Origin of the sequence: Pectobacterium versatile (genome assembly GCF_020166435.1) — a bacterium.
Lineage (GTDB): Bacteria > Pseudomonadota > Gammaproteobacteria > Enterobacterales > Enterobacteriaceae > Pectobacterium > Pectobacterium versatile.
Map to the genome: position 1 here is coordinate 129,279 of NZ_JAINZP010000004.1, position 17,577 is coordinate 146,855.

General features: G+C 51.9%; 14 protein-coding genes. 3 read left to right on the forward strand and 11 right to left on the reverse strand.

Going from position 1 to position 17,577, the window contains the following annotated elements:
* Position 1: 1 nt before the first annotated feature.
* From mraY to mraZ, 7 genes are read right to left on the reverse strand one after another with little or no spacing between them, the layout of a single operon-like run.
* Positions 2–1,084 carry a phospho-N-acetylmuramoyl-pentapeptide-transferase gene (gene mraY / locus K7X24_RS07295; RefSeq protein ID WP_010298023.1) on the reverse strand — a complete coding sequence of 361 codons (1,083 nt, stop codon included), beginning with the start codon at positions 1,082–1,084 and terminating at the stop codon, positions 2–4.
* Entirely contained in the window at positions 1,078–2,439 is a 1,362-nt protein-coding gene (gene murF / locus K7X24_RS07300; RefSeq protein WP_224553966.1) for a UDP-N-acetylmuramoyl-tripeptide--D-alanyl-D-alanine ligase, read from the reverse strand. The genes mraY and murF overlap by 7 nt, the downstream gene beginning before the upstream one ends.
* Entirely contained in the window at positions 2,436–3,923 is a 1,488-nt protein-coding gene (gene murE, locus K7X24_RS07305; RefSeq protein ID WP_224553969.1) for a UDP-N-acetylmuramoyl-L-alanyl-D-glutamate--2,6-diaminopimelate ligase, read from the reverse strand. Before murE ends, murF begins: the two co-directional genes overlap by 4 nt.
* The gene (locus K7X24_RS07310) at positions 3,910–5,673 is read right to left on the reverse strand and encodes a peptidoglycan glycosyltransferase FtsI (RefSeq protein ID WP_224553971.1); all 1,764 of its coding nucleotides are present in this window, start codon (positions 5,671–5,673) and stop codon (positions 3,910–3,912) included. The genes murE and K7X24_RS07310 overlap by 14 nt, the downstream gene beginning before the upstream one ends.
* A 23-nt stretch (positions 5,674–5,696) precedes the next feature.
* Positions 5,697–6,017, reverse strand: coding sequence for a cell division protein FtsL (gene ftsL, locus K7X24_RS07315; protein ID WP_039278301.1), 321 nt, complete (start codon positions 6,015–6,017; stop codon positions 5,697–5,699).
* Positions 6,014–6,958, reverse strand: a complete 945-nt coding sequence (gene rsmH / locus K7X24_RS07320; RefSeq protein ID WP_224553974.1) for a 16S rRNA (cytosine(1402)-N(4))-methyltransferase RsmH — start codon at positions 6,956–6,958, stop codon at positions 6,014–6,016. The genes ftsL and rsmH overlap by 4 nt, the downstream gene beginning before the upstream one ends.
* Before the next feature lie 2 nt (positions 6,959–6,960).
* The gene (gene mraZ, locus K7X24_RS07325; RefSeq protein ID WP_010298042.1) at positions 6,961–7,419 is read right to left on the reverse strand and encodes a division/cell wall cluster transcriptional repressor MraZ; all 459 of its coding nucleotides are present in this window, start codon (positions 7,417–7,419) and stop codon (positions 6,961–6,963) included.
* Positions 7,420–8,305: 886 nt separating this feature from the next.
* Between mraZ and K7X24_RS07330 the strand changes: the two genes are divergently transcribed.
* Positions 8,306–8,743 (forward strand): L-alanine exporter AlaE, encoded by a 438-nt coding sequence (locus K7X24_RS07330; RefSeq protein WP_224553976.1) that lies wholly within the window; start codon positions 8,306–8,308, stop codon positions 8,741–8,743.
* An 83-nt stretch (positions 8,744–8,826) separates the two neighbouring features.
* Here K7X24_RS07330 and cra read toward each other — a convergent pair whose 3' ends face one another.
* The 4 genes from cra to K7X24_RS07350 all read right to left on the reverse strand — a co-directional run bounded on the left by cra (position 8,827) and on the right by K7X24_RS07350 (position 14,477).
* On the reverse strand, positions 8,827–9,831 hold the full coding sequence (cra, locus tag K7X24_RS07335) for a catabolite repressor/activator (RefSeq protein WP_224553978.1): 1,005 nt from the start codon (positions 9,829–9,831) through the stop codon (positions 8,827–8,829).
* A gap of 267 nt (positions 9,832–10,098) precedes the next feature.
* On the reverse strand, positions 10,099–10,590 hold the full coding sequence (gene ilvN / locus K7X24_RS07340) for an acetolactate synthase small subunit (protein ID WP_010681718.1): 492 nt from the start codon (positions 10,588–10,590) through the stop codon (positions 10,099–10,101).
* 2 nt (positions 10,591–10,592) lie between these two features.
* A complete protein-coding gene (ilvI, locus tag K7X24_RS07345; protein WP_224553980.1) occupies positions 10,593–12,311 on the reverse strand; it encodes an acetolactate synthase 3 large subunit in 1,719 nt (572 codons plus the stop codon).
* Between the two features lie 360 nt (positions 12,312–12,671).
* Entirely contained in the window at positions 12,672–14,477 is a 1,806-nt protein-coding gene (locus K7X24_RS07350; RefSeq protein WP_182813170.1) for an AMP-dependent synthetase/ligase, read from the reverse strand.
* 410 nt (positions 14,478–14,887) lie between these two features.
* Between K7X24_RS07350 and leuA the strand changes: the two genes are divergently transcribed.
* Entirely contained in the window at positions 14,888–16,486 is a 1,599-nt protein-coding gene (gene leuA, locus K7X24_RS07355) for a 2-isopropylmalate synthase (protein ID WP_224553982.1), read from the forward strand.
* The gene (gene leuB, locus K7X24_RS07360) at positions 16,486–17,577 is read left to right on the forward strand and encodes a 3-isopropylmalate dehydrogenase (protein ID WP_010298064.1); all 1,092 of its coding nucleotides are present in this window, start codon (positions 16,486–16,488) and stop codon (positions 17,575–17,577) included. Before leuA ends, leuB begins: the two co-directional genes overlap by 1 nt.

Here is a 17,577-nt window from a genome sequence, read left to right on the forward strand (position 1 = left end):
CTTACCGTACCTTCAGCGTTGCCAGGCCAATCAGCACTAGCATCAACGAAATAATCCAGAAGCGCACAATCACGCGCGGTTCCGGCCAGCCCTTAAGTTCATAATGATGATGAATTGGCGCCATGCGGAAGATCCGCTGCCCGCGCAACTTAAAGGACCCGACTTGCAAAATCACCGACAGCGTTTCGACTACGAAAACACCGCCCATAATCACTAACAAAAACTCCTGACGCAGCAGGACCGCGATCGTCCCCAACGCGCCGCCCAGCGCCAGAGAACCTACGTCTCCCATGAAGACCTGCGCCGGATAGGTGTTAAACCACAGGAATCCAAGCCCCGCGCCCACAATCGCGGTACAGACGATCACCAGTTCACTGGCATGACGGATATACGGAATATGTAGATAACCAGCAAAATTCATGTTCCCCGTTGCCCATGCCACCAGCGCAAAGCCTGCGGCAACAAACACGGTCGGCATGATTGCCAAGCCATCCAGACCATCAGTCAGGTTTACGGCATTACTGGTGCCGACAATCACAAAGTAGGCCAGCGCAACATAGAGCAGACCCAATTGTGGCATTACGTCTTTGAAAAACGGCACAACCAGCTGCGTGGCTGGCGTATCTTTGCCGATGGAATACATGGTGAAAGCCACCACGAGTGCAATCACTGACTGCCAGAAATATTTCCAGCGGGCAATCAGCCCCTTGGTATCCTTACGGACCACTTTGCGATAGTCATCAACAAACCCGACCGCGCCATAGCCTGCTAACACCAGCAGTACGCACCAGACATACGGGTTCGACAGATTCGCCCACATCAAAACGGAAACGATGATCGCGACGAGGATCATCACGCCGCCCATCGTCGGGGTTCCGCGCTTACTGAAATGTGATTCTGGCCCTTCGTTACGCACAACCTGCCCAATCTGCAAACGCTGCAGCCAAGCGATCATATGCGGTCCCATCCATAGGGAAATAACCAATGCGGTCAGCAGGCTGACAATGGCGCGGAACGTCAAATAAGAAAAGACGTTAAAACCGGTATAAAGTTTGGCCAAATGTTCGGCCAGCCATACTAACATTGCGCATTCTCCTGTAATGCATGTACAACCTGCTCCATCGCAGCACTGCGTGAGCCTTTGACCAATACGCTGATGACGTTATGTTCTGACATCAGCACCTTCAAACGTGAAACCAGCGCGGCTTTATCCTGAAAATGCTCACCATTGCCACTGGCAGTGCCGATCAATTCACTCAATGTTCCCACACTTAATACGCGATCAATGCCTGCAACACGCGCCGCTTCGCCCACTTGACGATGCCACTCAGGGGCTTCATCACCCAGTTCGCCCATATCACCAACGACCATCACGCGGTAGCCCGGCATCTCCGCCAGCACCTGTGCCGCCGCCGTCATTGAACCGACATTGGCGTTGTAGCTGTCATCCAGCAGCAGTTTGCCTTCAGACAACGCAACCGGAAACAACCGCCCCGGCACCGCCTGAAGCTGAGATAACCCAGCTTTAACGGCTTCCAGCGTCGCTCCGACGGACATCGCCAGCGAAGCCGCCGCCAGTGCGTTCGAGATGTTATGTCTACCCGGTAAAGGCAGCAGAACCTGCGTTTCACCAAACGGTGTATGCAGAGTGAAACGCGTGCCTTGCGCCAAAACATCTACGTCGCTGGCAAAAAAATCGATATCGCAAGCAGCCTGCGGTGAGAAACGCCAGACGGTTTTATGATTCAGCATGACCTGCCAGTGCGGGAAATCGTTGCTGTCCGCATTCACGATCGCTACGCCATCTACTGGCAAACCAGAAAAAATCTCACCTTTCGCCTGCGCCACGCCAGCCAGTGAACCAAAACCTTCCAGATGCGCGGCAGCTAAGTTGTTGACCAACGCGCTTTCCGGCCGCACCAGATCGGTGGTATAGGCAATCTCACCAATGTGATTCGCCCCCAGCTCAATCACTGCGAACTGGTGTTTCGCCGTCAGACGCAACAGCGTTAGCGGCACACCGATATCGTTGTTGAAGTTACCAGCGGTATACAACACGGAGCCACACTGGCGCAGAATCGCCGCCGTCATCTCTTTAACCGAGGTTTTGCCGGAAGAGCCTGTCAGGGCGACAACACGCGCCGTTGACTGCTGACGAATCCAGGCACCTAATTGACCCAGTGCCAGACGCGTATCGCTCACCAGCAGCTGCGGCACATCGATATGTAAGTGCTTACTGACTAAAAGAGCCGCCGCGCCGCCTTTCACTGCATCAGCAGCGTAATCATGCGCGTCGAATTTCTCGCCTTTCAGCGCAACAAACAAACCGCCGGACGTCAACTTACGCGTATCGGTTGAAACATCTTCAATTTCAATATCTTTGCCAATCAGCTGCGCATTCAGCACCGTGGCAAGCTGCTGCAAGGAGACGCGAATCATGCAATCACCCCCAACAGGCGGGCAACGGTGATACGATCGGAATAATCGAGACGCTGATTGCCAACCAGTTGGTAATCTTCGTGCCCTTTACCCGCAACCAGCACCACGTCATTTTCCTGCGCCTGCATGATCGCGCTGGTAACCGCTTCAGCACGTCCGTGAATGACCTGAACGCGCCCAGCATCCAGCAATCCGGAGAGAATATCTGCCACGATCGCCTGAGGCTCTTCGCTACGCGGGTTATCATCGGTAACCACAACGCGGTCAGCCAGTTGTTCTGCGATACCGCCCATAAGTGGGCGCTTACCTTTATCACGATCGCCACCACAGCCAAACACACACCAGAGTTTCCCCTGACAGTGCAAGCGCGCCGCTTCAAGCGCTTTTTCCAGCGCGTCTGGCGTGTGAGCGTAATCCACAACGACCGTTGGTTTTGCTTCAGCATGGAAAACCTCCATGCGGCCACATACGGGTTGCAGATGAGAACCCGCGATGACCAATTTATCAAGCGGATAGCCCAGAGACAGCAGCGTTGCCAGCGCCAGCAGCATATTACTGACGTTAAACGCGCCCATCAGACGGCTTTCAATTTCGCCATGCCCCCAGCTTGAATCAAACGCGATCGTGGCACCATTGTCGTGATAATCAATCTGTGTCGCTTTCAGCCAGCGCCCACGGCAGCCGGGGACCAGATTGTTCTCCATAGTGACAGCAACCGCATCCGGCAGCTTCGCCAACCAGCGCAGCCCAACCTCATCATCAGCGTTGATAATCATCTGCCCGACGCTATGCTCGGCGAACAGCGCCCATTTAGCCGCTTCGTAGCTTTCCATATCGCCATGATAGTCAAGATGATCGCGGCTCAGGTTAGTGAACACCGCCACCGCGAACGGCAACGCAGCCACACGATGCTGCACCAGACCGTGCGAGGACACTTCCATTGCGGCGAACGTCGCGCCTTGCTCTACCAGCTGGCTCAGTACCTGCTGAACATCGACAGCAGATCCTGTCGTATTCTCTGTCGGAATCGCCCGACCCAATAGGCCATTGCCTACCGTGCCCATCACGGCACTCGTTTCGCCTAATGCCTGACTCCACTGGGCCAGAAGCTGAGTCGTCGTCGTTTTTCCGTTGGTTCCCGTTACGCCAATCAGCTGTAACTTTTCCGCAGGCTGCTGATAAAAACGGCCTGCCAGCACGGACAGTCGCTGGTTCAGATTGCTGAGATACACCACTGGCACACCGTGCATTTCGCGAACGGCGCCATCAGCGGCCTCACCTTCTGCTTCGGCAACAATCGCTGCTACGCCTTGCGCAATTGCCTGCGGAATATAGCGCCGTCCATCTGCTTTGTGCCCGACAATCGCGACAAACAGATCCCCGGCAGCCGCAACGCGGCTGTCTAATGTCATTTCCCGCAGCGCGCGCGCCGGAGTGTCTTGCACCCACGGCGCAAGTAAATCGCGCAAATTACGATCTGCCACCTGATCCCTCTTCTCTATTAATTACAAACTCGTTTTTTTCGCCCGTCGGCAACGCATCCGGTTCGATATTCATCGTACGCAGAACGCCGCCCATGATGGCGCCAAAGATTGGCGCAGAAACCGCGCCGCCGTAGTACTTCCCTGCCTGTGGATCGTTAATCACGACAACCAGAGCAAAACGTGGGTTGCTGGCTGGCGCCACACCCGCCGTGTAGGCAATATATTTGTTGATGTACTTGCCATCCGGTCCTACTTTCTTAGCCGTACCTGTTTTAATCGCAATACGGTAACCTTTGATGGCCGCTTTAGTCCCGCCGCCACCGGGCAGCGCAACGCTTTCCATCATGTGCACAACGGAACGCACTAGCGCTTCAGGGAAGACGCGCTCACCAGGAACAGGTGGATCAACTCGGGTAATCGATAGTGGGCGGTAAATACCGAAACTGCCGATCGTGGCGTAAACTCGCGCTAACTGTAACGGTGTTACCATCAGCCCGTAGCCGAAAGAAAAGGTGGCTCTCTCTATGTCAGACCACCGTTGTTTTTGAGGGTATAAGCCACTGCTTTCTCCGACCAACCCCAAATTGGTCGCTTTTCCCAATCCAAAGCGCGCGTAAGTATCGACTAGCGCAGAGGAAGGCATCGCTAACGCCAGCTTAGATACGCCAACGTTACTCGATTTCTGAAGCACGCCCGTAAGTGTCAATTCGCTATAACGCGCCACGTCTTTGATTTCATGTCCATTGACGTAATACGGCAGGGTGCTTAACACGCTGTTCTCTTTCACCACCCCGCGCTGCAACGCCGTCATCACCACCATCGGTTTAATAGTAGAGCCGGGCTCGAAAATGTCGGTAATCGCGCGGTTACGCATAATGTCTTGCGGCGTACCCGCCAGATTGTTCGGGTTATAAGATGGGCTATTCGCCATTGCCAGTACTTCGCCCGTATTCACATCAACCAGTACGGCCGTGCCTGACTCAGCTTTGTTAAATGCAACAGCATTATTGAGTTCACGGTAAACCAGCGCCTGTAAACGCTCATCAATACTAAGCGCCAGATTATGTGCAGCCTGACTGTCAACGGAGGAGATATCTTCAATCACACGGCCAAATCGGTCTTTACGAACGGTTCGTTCACCGGGTTGGCCGGTCAACCAGCGGTCAAAACTTTTCTCTACCCCTTCAATGCCTTGCCCATCAATATTGGTGAAGCCGATCAGGTGAGAGGTCACTTGTCCAGAGGGATAGTATCGGCGAGACTCCTGACGCAGATTAATACCCGGCAATTTCAGCTTATGGATATATTCACCAATAGCTGGATTTACCTGGCGTGCCAGGTAAACAAAGCGCCCTTTAGGGTTAGCATTGATCTTCGTTGCCAATTGATCCAACGGGATATCGAGTGCATCAGAAAGCGCTTTCCAACGCGTATCCAACGTAATACCGCCACGTTCGTTGACTTCTTTTGGATCGGCCCAAACGGCATTTACTGGCACGCTGACGGCCAAAGGGCGGCCAGCACGATCGCTTATCATGCCGCGTGCCGTTGGTACTTCCTGCACGCGTAAGGAACGCATATCCCCTTCACGCACTAGCCTGTCTGGGTTGATGACCTGAAGGTAGGCAGCACGAGCCATTAAGCCAACCATCGCAAGCAGGATACAGCCGCAAAGCAACGCAAAACGCCAGCTAACAAAGCTGGCTTGATCTTCCTGGCGCTTTAATTTTCCTGTACGAGCTGCTTTCATGCTTAGCTGGTTGCCTATTTAGTTCATTGCTTAACCACAATATTTTCCTGTGACGGATCAACATGCCCCATTTGCAGTTTTTCCGTCGCGATCCGCTCCACGCGGCTGTGATCCCCTAGTGAGTTTTCCTCCAGGATCAGGTTTCGCCATTCAATATCCAACGCATCACGCTCCAGCAGAAGCTGCTCGCGTTCTGCTGTCAGCAGACGTGTCTTATGTGCCGTGGTGACCACAAAGACCGCAGAAACCAGCACGGCAACCATCAGCAACACTGGGAGCTTTGCATGACGCAGCAAATCCTCACCGATGACGCCGACCAAAGTATGCCGTTCGTTCCCGATCATGCTGGCAGTCTCTCAGCGAAGCGCAGAACCGAACTGCGCGCGCGTGGATTTTCTGCAACTTCTTCTTCCGAAGGCATCAGTTTCTTGCCGACAGCTTTTAACGTCTGTCCGCCCTGGCTGCGCAGTTGCTCTTCCGTTAACGGCAAGCCAGCTGGCACCTGTGGTCCACGGCTCTGATGGCGAATAAATCGTTTCACAATCCGATCTTCTAACGAGTGGAAGCTGATCACTGACAGACGGCCCTGCGGAGCCAGTACGCTCAGTGCGCCTTCTAATGCACGTTCGATCTCTTCCAGTTCGCTATTGATGTAAATACGGATCGCCTGAAAACTGCGCGTTGCTGGATGTTTATGTTTTTCCCGAAACGGGCTGGCGGCAGCGATCAATTCGGCGAGTTCTTTTGTCCGCGTCATCGGATCGAGACGATTACGTTCCACAATGGCGCGAGCAATACGCTTGGCAAAACGCTCTTCGCCGAACGTTTTTAAGACCCAGACAATGTCGTCAGCTTCCGCTTTCATCAGCCATTCAGCAGCAGACAAGCCACGCGTCGGATCCATACGCATATCCAACGGGCCATCGCGCATAAATGAGAATCCACGTTCAGGGTCATCAAGCTGAGGGGAAGAAACGCCAAGATCGAGCAGAACGCCATCGATCTGCCCGGTCAGTCCGAGTTCCGCAACATACTCCGCCATAGCAGAAAACGGCCCGTGAATAATAGAGAAACGAGGATCGTCAATCGCCTTGGCGGCTTCAATAGCCTGAGGATCGCGATCGATAGCTAACAGGCGCCCTTCCGGCCCCAGTTGGGAAAGAATCAGACGAGAATGACCACCACGGCCAAATGTACCGTCGATGTATATGCCGCCGCTGCGAATGTTCAGGCCATTTACTGCCTCATCCAACAGGACGGTGGTATGTTTATAATTTTCCAGCATGGCTATAGCGATAGGTCCTGCAACCGCTCAGACAAAGGTTCCTGAGTCGATTGTTCAGCGTCAATATCATCCCTGACCTGTTGATACCAAGTCTGTTCATCCCACAGTTCAAACTTGTTGAACTGCCCGACTAGCATCACTTCTTTTTTGAGGTCCGCATGCTGCCTTAACGTATTCGCAATCAACAAACGCCCTGCACTATCCATTTGGCACTCGCTGGCATGCCCCAATAACAAACGCTGAACACGACGTTCAGCAGGGTTCATGCTCGACAAGCGCGACAGTTTTTGTTCAATAATTTCCCATTCAGGTAAGGGATAAAGCAGCAGGCATGGCTGATGCAGGTCAATGGTGCAAACCATTTGACCTTGCGATTCCCCGTTCAGCATTTCCCGATATCGGGTAGGCACAGCAAGGCGCCCTTTACTGTCGAGGTTAACCAGCGTAGCCCCACGAAACATACCTGACTTACCCCTCCATAACCTTTTTCACCACTTTGCCCCACAAAACCCCACCTTTAAGAGTGTACGGAGGGTATGAAAACCTTGTCAAGCCAGAGCGGACGCGCTTTGGGATTATTCCTGAATGAATTGGGGACTGTATAGAGATAAAAGAAATAAGGAGTAAGAATTAACAAAGATTAACGTCATGATAATTTAAGAAAATTTCACCGCCAAACTGGAAAATTACAAACATATAACCACCAATTCCAGCATCTCGATTATTTTTATTGTCACAAGCTGATACCAAAGATAAAGGTTTTCAGACTAGTCTTATCAGGCTGAACACCTTGAGCACCAAGGGATACGTGGGCCTGCAGAATCATACCGTGGTTATTAATAGTTGTTCAATGTCACATTTTTAACACCAATATCACCGACTATTTATTAATCAGCCAACTTACTTAACGTTAAGCTATCATTACCGACAAATACAGTTTCCTGAAAAAAACAGGTCCAGGAAACGTTCTGGATAAGCTGTACACCCTCCTCATCCAGACAAGCATTAAAAAGAAACGACACAAATAGCCTTTTTATCGGTTATTTCCTCACGTCCTTCAATGCGTTAAAACTATTTAACCTTCATCGTTCCTCCACCTTCAAAAAATAAAATAACCATTTGTTTTTAAACAATTTTAATCTCATCACCACAATAAAAAAACAAGAAACATTACAACTAAAAATAAAATAGCGACAAAATATAAAAAAACGCTAAAAATAATTTTTTTTCACTAATACCAAGCAATACAATCAGTGATGTACACTATAAAAAACAAAAAACACACAACAAAAAACCATACATATTGATTACACCAGTTCATCCATACTAGGAATGGAGCAGCCAGTTATGTTTTCCCCGACGTCACGATTGCGAAGTGCCACCGCCGATACCTTTGCGCTCGTTATCTATTGTTTCATCATCGGCATGGCAATTGAAATCATGCTTTCCGGTATGAGCGTCGAGCAATCACTGTCTTCACGCTTGTTGTCGATCCCCGTTAATATTGCCATTGCTTGGCCATACGGACTTTATCGCGATCGCGTGTTGAATATGGTCAGACGTCACGGTGGCGATCATTTCCTGGTGCGCAGCGTTGCCGATCTGTTTGCTTATGTCAGTTTCCAATCCCCTGTTTATGCCATTATCCTCTGGTCTATCGGGGCAAATCCTGCGCAAATCCTGACCGCCGTCACCAGTAATCTGGTGGTGTCGATGGTGACAGGCGTGATATATGGCTACTTTCTGGAATATTGTCGTCGGCTATTCCGGGTCGCATTGCCATAAAAGCGAATTGAGATTAGGTAGTGAATTGAGATTAAGTAAGAAGAAGCGCCATAGTCACTATGGCGCAGAAATGCAGACAGAGGTTACGCGCGGCTCAGTGAGCCACGACGATACAGATTACGTCGAATACGATTCAAACCAGGCTTCGGCCTTTTCGGCTCATCCAGACTGGCCAGCACCAGCTCCAGTACGCGTTCTGCGACTTCACGATGGCGCTGAGCGACAGACAATACTGGGCACTCCAGATAATCCAACAGCTCATTATCCCCAAAGGTCGCGATAGCCAGATTATTCGGCAAACGCCCGTTAATCTTCAGGTTGACATCCATCACTCCCTGCAATAGCGGGAATGAGGTAGTAAATAACGCTTCGGGCATAGGGTTATTTTTCAAATAATCCATAAACGCGGCAGCAGCGGCCACACGCTCATAGCTATTGGAATAAAGATATTTCACTTCACGCGGATCACCCGCCCACGCCTGTCGGAACCCCTGCTCACGCAGGAAACTGACAGAAAGCTCTGGCAAAGCACCAAGATAGACTACCGATTTCGCAGGCACTTTCCGTAATTCCTGTGCCAGCATCTCGGCATCCTCAAGATCGGCACCGACTACGCTGGTGAAGTGTTCACGATCTAACGCCCTGTCTAACGCAATAATCGGCAGACCACCGTTTATCCAGCGCTGATAAAACGGGTGCTCCGGCGGTAATGCGGTAGAAACGATAATCGCGTCAACCTGGCGCTGCAACAGATGCTCAATACACCGCATCTCGTTGTCCGGCTGATCTTCTGAACACGCAATTAATAGCTGATATCCGCGCTGTCTGGCCTGACGCTCCAGATAATTAGCAATACGTGTATAGCTGGTATTTTCCAAATCGGGAATAACCAAACCAATTGAACGCGTGCGCCCGGCACGTAATCCAGCCGCGACAGCGTTGGGATGATAATTGTGCTCCCTGACGACAGCCATGACTTTCTCAACGGTCTTATCACTGACGCGATATTGTTTTGCTTTCCCGTTAATGACATAGCTGGCTGTCGTGCGTGAAACACCCGCAAGACGCGCGATTTCATCCAGTTTCACGGTAACCCCTTAGTAGGCCGGAAAATAAGTAGGCCGGCTCAATAAATAGTGTGATGACCATAAAATCATCATGGATATGGCGTAGATCTAACAGCAGAAGCTTTTGTACGGCAACTGCTTTTATCACGTTACCCACATATTTCAAGCTGCCATATCAATAATGGATGTCTTTTAAGCTGAATATATTGTGTTTATATAAGATAAGGGAAATAAAAAGGCCCGATACGATTATCGGGCCTCTTAAAAGAAAAAGCAGCGAAAAGTCGATTAACGCATGATTTTATCGCCGCGCGATACGCCGACGATACCAGAGCGCGCCACTTCAACAATTTCGGACACTTCACGCACGGCGCTGAGGAATGCATCCAATTTATCGCTGGTGCCAGCAAGCTGTACAGTATAAAGCGAAGCGGTGACATCCACGATCTGGCCGCGGAAAATATCGGCACAGCGTTTCACCTCTTCACGACCATAGCCCGTAGCCTGTAGCTTCACCAGCATGATCTCACGCTCAACATGCGCGCCCTGCCCCAGCTCGCTGACGCGCAGAACATCCACCAGCTTGTGCAGTTGCTTTTCGATCTGTTCCAGCACTTTCTCATCACCTACCGTCTGGATAGTCATACGAGATAGCGTTGGGTCTTCGGTTGGTGCCACTGTCAGGCTTTCGATGTTGTAGCCCCGCTGTGAAAACAGGCCGACGACACGTGACAAGGCGCCTGATTCATTCTCAAGTAATACTGATAAAATCCGCCGCATGATCAGGTCCTCTCCGTTTTGCTCAACCACATTTCGTCCATCGCCCCGCCGCGAATCTGCATGGGGTAAACATGCTCGCTGCTGTCGATGTTGATATCAACAAACACCAGACGATCTTTCTGTGCTAGCGCTTGCAACAGCTTACTTTCCAGTTCGTCCGGCGTATCGATAGAAATCCCGACGTGACCGTACGCTTCAGCCAGCTTGACGAAATCCGGTAGCGATTCCATATAAGAACTGGAATGGCGGCCAGAATAAATCATATCCTGCCACTGCTTCACCATGCCGAGGAAACGGTTGTTCAGGTTGATCACCACAACAGGCAAATCATATTGCAGCGCCGTAGAAAGCTCCTGAATATTCATCTGAATACTGCCATCGCCCGTTACGCAAATGACTGTTTCTTCCGGCAGCGCAAGCTTGATACCCAATGCCGCAGGCAGGCCAAAGCCCATCGTACCCAACCCACCGGAGTTCACCCAGCGGCGCGGTAAATCAAACGGATAATACAGCGCGGCGAACATCTGGTGCTGACCGACGTCCGATGCCACATAAGCTTTACCTTCCGTCAGCCGATGCAGCGTTTCAATCACCGCCTGCGGTTTAATCTTGTCGCCTTCAGTGCTGTATTTCAGACAGTGACGCCCACGCCATTGCTCAATACCTTGCCACCAGTCGCGCAGCGCATCAAACTGCTGCGGTGCACCATCGTGTTCCAGTAGCTCCAGCATCAGGCTGAGCACCTGTTTAGCATCGCCAACGATAGGGATATCGGCATTGACCGTTTTGGAAATCGACGCGGGATCGATATCAATATGCAATACCGTCGCATTCGGACAGTACTTCGCCAAATTGTTCGTCGTACGGTCGTCGAAGCGAACCCCAACGGCGAAAATCACATCGGCGTTATGCATTGCCATGTTGGCTTCATACGTCCCGTGCATCCCCAACATGCCGAGGCATTGGCGGTGCGTTCCGGGAAAACCACCCAGCCCCATCAGAGAGGTTGTCACTGGCAGGTTAAGTTTTTCCGCCAGCGTCAGCAGTTCTTCGTGGCACTCCGCGTTAATCACACCGCCACCGCTGTAGATAATCGGCTTTTCTGCCGCCAACAGGGTTTGCAGCGCACGACGAATCTGCCCTTTGTGCCCTTGAACCGTTGGGCTATAGGAACGCATGCTGATGCTTTCGGGATAAACGTACGGCAGCTTATTCGCCGGATTCATGATGTCTTTCGGCAGATCGACCACCACAGGCCCCGGACGTCCGGTTGATGCCAGATAAAATGCTTTTTTCAGGATCGTCGGGACATCTTCCGCTTTCTTGACCAGAAAACTGTGCTTAACGATAGGCCGGGAAATCCCCACCGTGTCGCATTCCTGAAAGGAATCATAGCCAATCAGCGAAGTCGCAACCTGACCGGACAACACCACCATAGGAATGGAGTCCATATAGGCAGTAGCGATACCGGTAATCGCGTTGGTCGCACCGGGACCAGACGTGACCAGCACGACGCCGACCTCACCCGTCGCACGCGCATAACCATCCGCCATATGTACCGCACCTTGCTCATGCCGCACCAAAATATGCTCGATACCGCCAACCGTATGCAGGGCGTCGTAAATATCCAGCACCGCACCGCCCGGATAACCGAACACATGTTTTACGCCCTGATCGATCAACGATCGGACCACCGTTTCGGCGCCTGACAACATCTCCATGGGTCTGCCTCTTTTGTTCAGAAAGCGGAATCCGCTTCTGTATTGACCGGGGAAATCCCCGCGCTCACGTTGTATTAATACTGTTAACTTTTAGTACAAGAATACGAAATTTTATAGGGATTACTGATAACCCATTAACATAACGCCAGATTATGACGCAGACAAACGGCAAAAAACCACCGCCCTTAATCAGGCCTAGGGGCAATCGAACGTGGGGGAAAAAGGAACTGAGATAAAATACTAACTGGGAACCTTCAGACCTGAGAGATCGTCCATAAAGGCCACAAATTACAGAGTGAAATATTGAGGCCGAAAACCACATTTCTTTTCAGGAAACGCGCTTCCCGGCCTACGACAGCATCAAGACTCTGCGTACATCGCATCAATTTCCAGTTGGTAACGCTGGTTGATGATCTTCCTGCGCAGCTTGAGCGTTGGCGTCAATTCCCCTTCCGCCATCGAAAACGGCACAGGCAATAGCGTGAATTTCTTCACCTGCTCAACGCGGGAAAGCTCTTTCTGCATCTCCCGCAGACGCTGCTCGAACAGCTCAATAATATGGCTGTGGCGCAGTAGCTCCAGACGATCGTGGTACTTCAGATTGATGGAGTGAGCGTATTCTTCCAGCGCCTCGAAACAGGGAACAATCAGCGCAGACACATACTTACGCGTGTCCGCAATAATCGCAACCTGCTCGATGAAGCGATCCTGCCCCAGCGTGCCTTCCAGATGCTGCGGTGCAATATATTTACCGCCCGAAGTTTTCATCAGATCTTTCAACCGTTCGGTAATAAACAGGTTACCGTTGGCATCCAGTTCCCCCGCATCGCCGGTTTTCAACCAGCCATCTTCGGTAAAGGTTTCTGCGGTTTCCTGCGGACGGTGGAAATAGCCTCGCATGATGGTTGCGCCGCGTACCTGAATCTCTTTTTCCTCGCCAATGCGAACCTCAATGCCCGGCAGCGGCGTACCAATAGAGCCTAAGCGGAAGCGGCCCTCTTCCCAGCAGGAAACCGTCGCGCAGGTTTCAGTCATGCCGTAGCCATAGATGATGCGAATCCCAATCGACCGGAAAAACAGAATGATGTTGTCATCCAGTCGCGCGCCCGCAGCTGGCATAAAGCGAATCTCGCCCCCCAGCAGTTGGCGCAGTTTCCCTAACACCAGTCGGTCTGCATAGCGATGCATCACGCGGCGGAAAAGACCGCCTTTCTTCGCGGCCTGGCTCGCCAGAAAAGCGTGTTGCCCCTGCGCAATAGCCCAGTTAAATAGACGCTGGCGATACCACGGTGCCTGCGCCACTTTTTCATGGATTGCGCTGTAAACTTTCTCATAAAAACGCGGAACGGCACACATCACGGTAGGCTTCACCGCCTGCATTGCGGCACGCACCAGATTCGTATCGCTGAGATACACGTTCTGCGCGCCACGGTGCATAATGACAAAGCTCCATGCGCGCTCAAATACGTGAGAAAGCGGCAAGAAACAGAGCGATACGTCGTTTTCTGACATATCCAGACGATCGTCGTGCAGCTTTAACTGCATCGCCATGTTGGTGTAATCCAGCATGACGCCTTTCGGTTCACCCGTCGTGCCAGAGGTATAAATCAGCGTAAACAGATCGTTGAGATCGCGGCTGTCGATGCGCGTTTGCCATTCCTCACGCCAGAAATCGTCTACCGCCTGCGCTTCAAACTCGCGCAGGGATTGCACAATGTCACTGCCGCGCAGGTTAACGCCCTCATCCATCACGATGATGTTTCGCAGCTGTGGGCAGGTATCGCGCAGCGCCAGCAGCGCATCCAACTGTTCCTGACCGCCAACGAATATCGTACGGATGTCCGCATCATTGATGATGAATGCCGCCTGCGCCGCCGTATTCGTGGCATAGATTGGCACGCTGATCGCACGCAGGTGCAGCAGAGCCAGATCGGCCAGCGACCAGTTCATTGAATTATGAGAGAAAATCGCAACCCGTTCCTGAACATCCAGCCCCAGCGCTAAGAGCGCGCTGGCAATCCGCTGAATACGCTGCCCGGCCTGTGTCCAGGTGAGCTGCTGTTCGCCCGCAGGCGTCCACTCGCGCAACGTGATACGGCCTGCGCAGTGATTGATTTGATCTTGGACCCGGTGCACCACATGGTATGGCTGTAAATGATTATTCATCTGTAAAAGAATTTCTAAGGGGGAAGAATTTGACAGCATTTCAGCGTACAGCTGTACATTATTTGGCGTGCAGTCTACCGTCATTGTTCAAAACCGCAACGATCTTTCGTTCATTCGGCGCAGGCTATCGCTGGTTTACTTGACGCATGTCACACCAATCAAAAGTTGACATAACCCTGATAATCGCGTACCAATAAAGGAACACCGAATTTCAGATGACGAGACACCATGTTCAACTTTACTGTCCTACTAGGCCTACTACTAAACGCATCCTTCTTGCGCGGTAGGTTTGTGGGCAGAGTTCAGAACTAAGTTTCTCGCCACACGATACAAAAACCCGCGCCGATGCGCGGGTTTTTTTTTACTCGCCGAGCGCTAAGTACAAGTAGACACGACAAGGAACTAAACCGATGAGCGAGCAAGTCATTATTTTTGATACCACATTACGCGATGGTGAACAGGCTTTACAGGCGAGCCTGAGTGTAAAAGAAAAGCTGCAAATTGCCTTCGCCCTGGAGCGTATGGGCGTTGATGTCATGGAAGTCGGCTTTCCTGTGTCCTCTCCCGGCGACTTTGAATCCGTTCAGACGATTGCCCGCAACATCAAAAATAGTCGTGTGTGTGGCCTGACCCGCTGTGTTGAGAAAGATATTGATGTCGCCGCAGAAGCGCTGCGTGTCGCAGAAGCTTTCCGTATTCACACCTTTATCGCAACCTCACCGATGCACATCGCCACCAAGCTGCGCAGCACGCTGGATGAAGTGATCGAACGCGCCATTTACATGATCAAACGCGCGCGTAACTACACAGACGACGTTGAATTTTCCTGCGAAGACGCGGGCCGTACGCCAATCCCAGACCTGTGTCGCGTGGTTGAAGCCGCCATCAACGCCGGCGCTCGCACCATCAATATCCCAGACACCGTCGGCTACACCATGCCGCATGAGTTCGGCAATATCATCGCCTCTCTGTACCAACACGTTCCCAACATCGATAAAGCCATCATTTCTGTTCACACTCACGACGATCTGGGCTTGGCTGTCGGCAACGCCATGGCAGCGGTACATGCAGGCGCTCGCCAGGTAGAAGGCACATTGAACGGTATCGGCGAGCGTGCGGGTAACTGTTCACTGGAAGAAGTCATCATGGCGATCAAAACCCGCCATAACATCCTGAATGTGCACACCAACATCAATCATCAGGAAATCTACCGTACCAGCCAGTTGGTCAGCCAGATTTGCAATATGCCCATTCCTGCCAACAAAGCGGTTGTGGGTGCCAACGCCTTCGCCCACTCCTCTGGTATTCACCAGGATGGCGTGCTGAAGAATCGTGAAAACTACGAAATCATGACGCCGGAATCCATCGGCCTGAAAGAAGTACAGTTGAACCTGACTTCCCGTTCTGGTCGCGCGGCGGTGAAACACCGAATGGAAGAAATGGGCTATCAGGACAGCGACTACAATCTGGACGATTTGTACTCTGCCTTCCTGAAACTGGCGGATAAGAAAGGTCAGGTCTTTGATTACGATCTGGAAGCGTTGGCCTTTATCAGCCGTCAGCAGGAAGAGCCTGAGTTCTACCATCTGGATTATTTCAGCGTTCAGTCCGGCTCCAGCGTGATGGCAACCGCTTCTGTCAAACTGATCTGCGGCGAAGACACCCAGTCAGAAGCAGCGACAGGCAATGGCCCGGTGGATGCCGTTTATCAGGCGATCAACCGCATTACGGGTTATCAGGTTTCGCTGGTTAAATACCAACTGACCGCCAAAGGTCAGGGCCGTGATGCGCTGGGTCAGGTTGATATTGTCGCGGATTATCAAGGGCGTCGTTTCCACGGTGTCGGTCTGGCAACGGATATCGTTGAATCTTCCGCGCAGGCAATGGTAAATGTATTAAACAACATCAAACGTGCTCAGCAGGTAGAAAAAGAAATTCAACGTCTGCAGCAGCACAGCAACCAACAACAAAACGATAGCAAACAACAAAACAGTCAGGAAACAGTGTGATGACAAAGAGCTACCATATCGCCGTTTTACCCGGAGACGGCATTGGCCCAGAAGTAATGGCGCAGGCCCATAAAGTACTGGATGCGGTACGTCAGCGTTTTGGCATCCGCATTACCACCAGCGAATATGACGTTGGCGGGATCGCCATTGACCGTCAGGGCACACCGCTGCCGCAGGCGACCGTCGCAGGTTGTGAGCAGGCCGATGCGATTCTGTTCGGTTCCGTTGGCGGCCCAAAATGGGAACACCTGCCACCGGCAGAACAGCCGGAGCGCGGTGCGTTATTGCCTCTGCGTAAACACTTCAAACTGTTCAGCAACCTGCGCCCTGCGCGTCTGTATCAGGGGCTGGAAGCGTTTTGCCCGCTGCGTAGTGACATCGCCGCGAAAGGCTTTGATATCCTGTGCGTCCGCGAACTGACAGGTGGAATCTACTTCGGCCAGCCAAAAGGGCGTGAAGGTAGCGGTCAGTATGAACGTGCTTTCGATACCGAGGTCTATCACCGTTTCGAGATTGAGCGCATCGCGCATATCGCGTTTGAATCCGCTCGCAAGCGTCGCAGCATCGTGACTTCTATCGATAAAGCCAACGTGCTGCAAAGCTCGATTCTGTGGCGCGAGATCGTCAACGAAGTCGCCAAAGCCTATCCAGATGTGAAGCTGTCCCACCTGTATATCGATAACGCGACAATGCAATTAATTAAGGATCCGTCTCAGTTTGACGTGATGCTGTGTTCTAACCTGTTCGGTGACATTCTGTCCGACGAGTGCGCCATGATTACCGGTTCAATGGGCATGCTGCCTTCTGCCAGCCTGAACGAGCAAGGCTTTGGCCTATACGAACCGGCTGGCGGTTCCGCACCAGATATCGCTGGTAAAGATATTGCCAACCCGATTGCACAGATTCTGTCGCTGGCACTGCTGCTGCGCTACAGCTTGGGTGCAGACGATGCCGCAGAGGCGATCGAAAAAGCAGTTAATACCGCACTGGCTGAAGGCTATCGTACTGCCGATTTGGCAAGCACCGGCAGCGCGATCGGCACCAATGAAATGGGCGACGTGATTGCGCGTTTTGTCGCGCAAGGGGCATAA

Bases quoted from the DNA above. Each gene is read 5' to 3' on its own strand.
- mraY (WP_010298023.1), bottom strand. From the start codon at position 1,084: ATGTTAGTATGGCTGGCCGAACATTTGGCCAAACTTTATACCGGTTTT.
- mraZ (WP_010298042.1), bottom strand. From the start codon at position 7,419: ATGTTTCGTGGGGCTACGCTGGTTAACCTCGACAGTAAAGGGCGCCTT.
- leuA (WP_224553982.1), top strand. From the start codon at position 14,888: ATGAGCGAGCAAGTCATTATTTTTGATACCACATTACGCGATGGTGAA.
- ilvI (WP_224553980.1), bottom strand. From the start codon at position 12,311: ATGGAGATGTTGTCAGGCGCCGAAACGGTGGTCCGATCGTTGATCGAT.
- ftsL (WP_039278301.1), bottom strand. From the start codon at position 6,017: ATGATCGGGAACGAACGGCATACTTTGGTCGGCGTCATCGGTGAGGAT.
- K7X24_RS07330 (WP_224553976.1), top strand. From the start codon at position 8,306: ATGTTTTCCCCGACGTCACGATTGCGAAGTGCCACCGCCGATACCTTT.
- K7X24_RS07310 (WP_224553971.1), bottom strand. From the start codon at position 5,673: ATGAAAGCAGCTCGTACAGGAAAATTAAAGCGCCAGGAAGATCAAGCC.
- rsmH (WP_224553974.1), bottom strand. From the start codon at position 6,958: ATGCTGGAAAATTATAAACATACCACCGTCCTGTTGGATGAGGCAGTA.
- murF (WP_224553966.1), bottom strand. From the start codon at position 2,439: ATGATTCGCGTCTCCTTGCAGCAGCTTGCCACGGTGCTGAATGCGCAG.
- leuB (WP_010298064.1), top strand. From the start codon at position 16,486: ATGACAAAGAGCTACCATATCGCCGTTTTACCCGGAGACGGCATTGGC.
- K7X24_RS07350 (WP_182813170.1), bottom strand. From the start codon at position 14,477: ATGAATAATCATTTACAGCCATACCATGTGGTGCACCGGGTCCAAGAT.
- ilvN (WP_010681718.1), bottom strand. From the start codon at position 10,590: ATGCGGCGGATTTTATCAGTATTACTTGAGAATGAATCAGGCGCCTTG.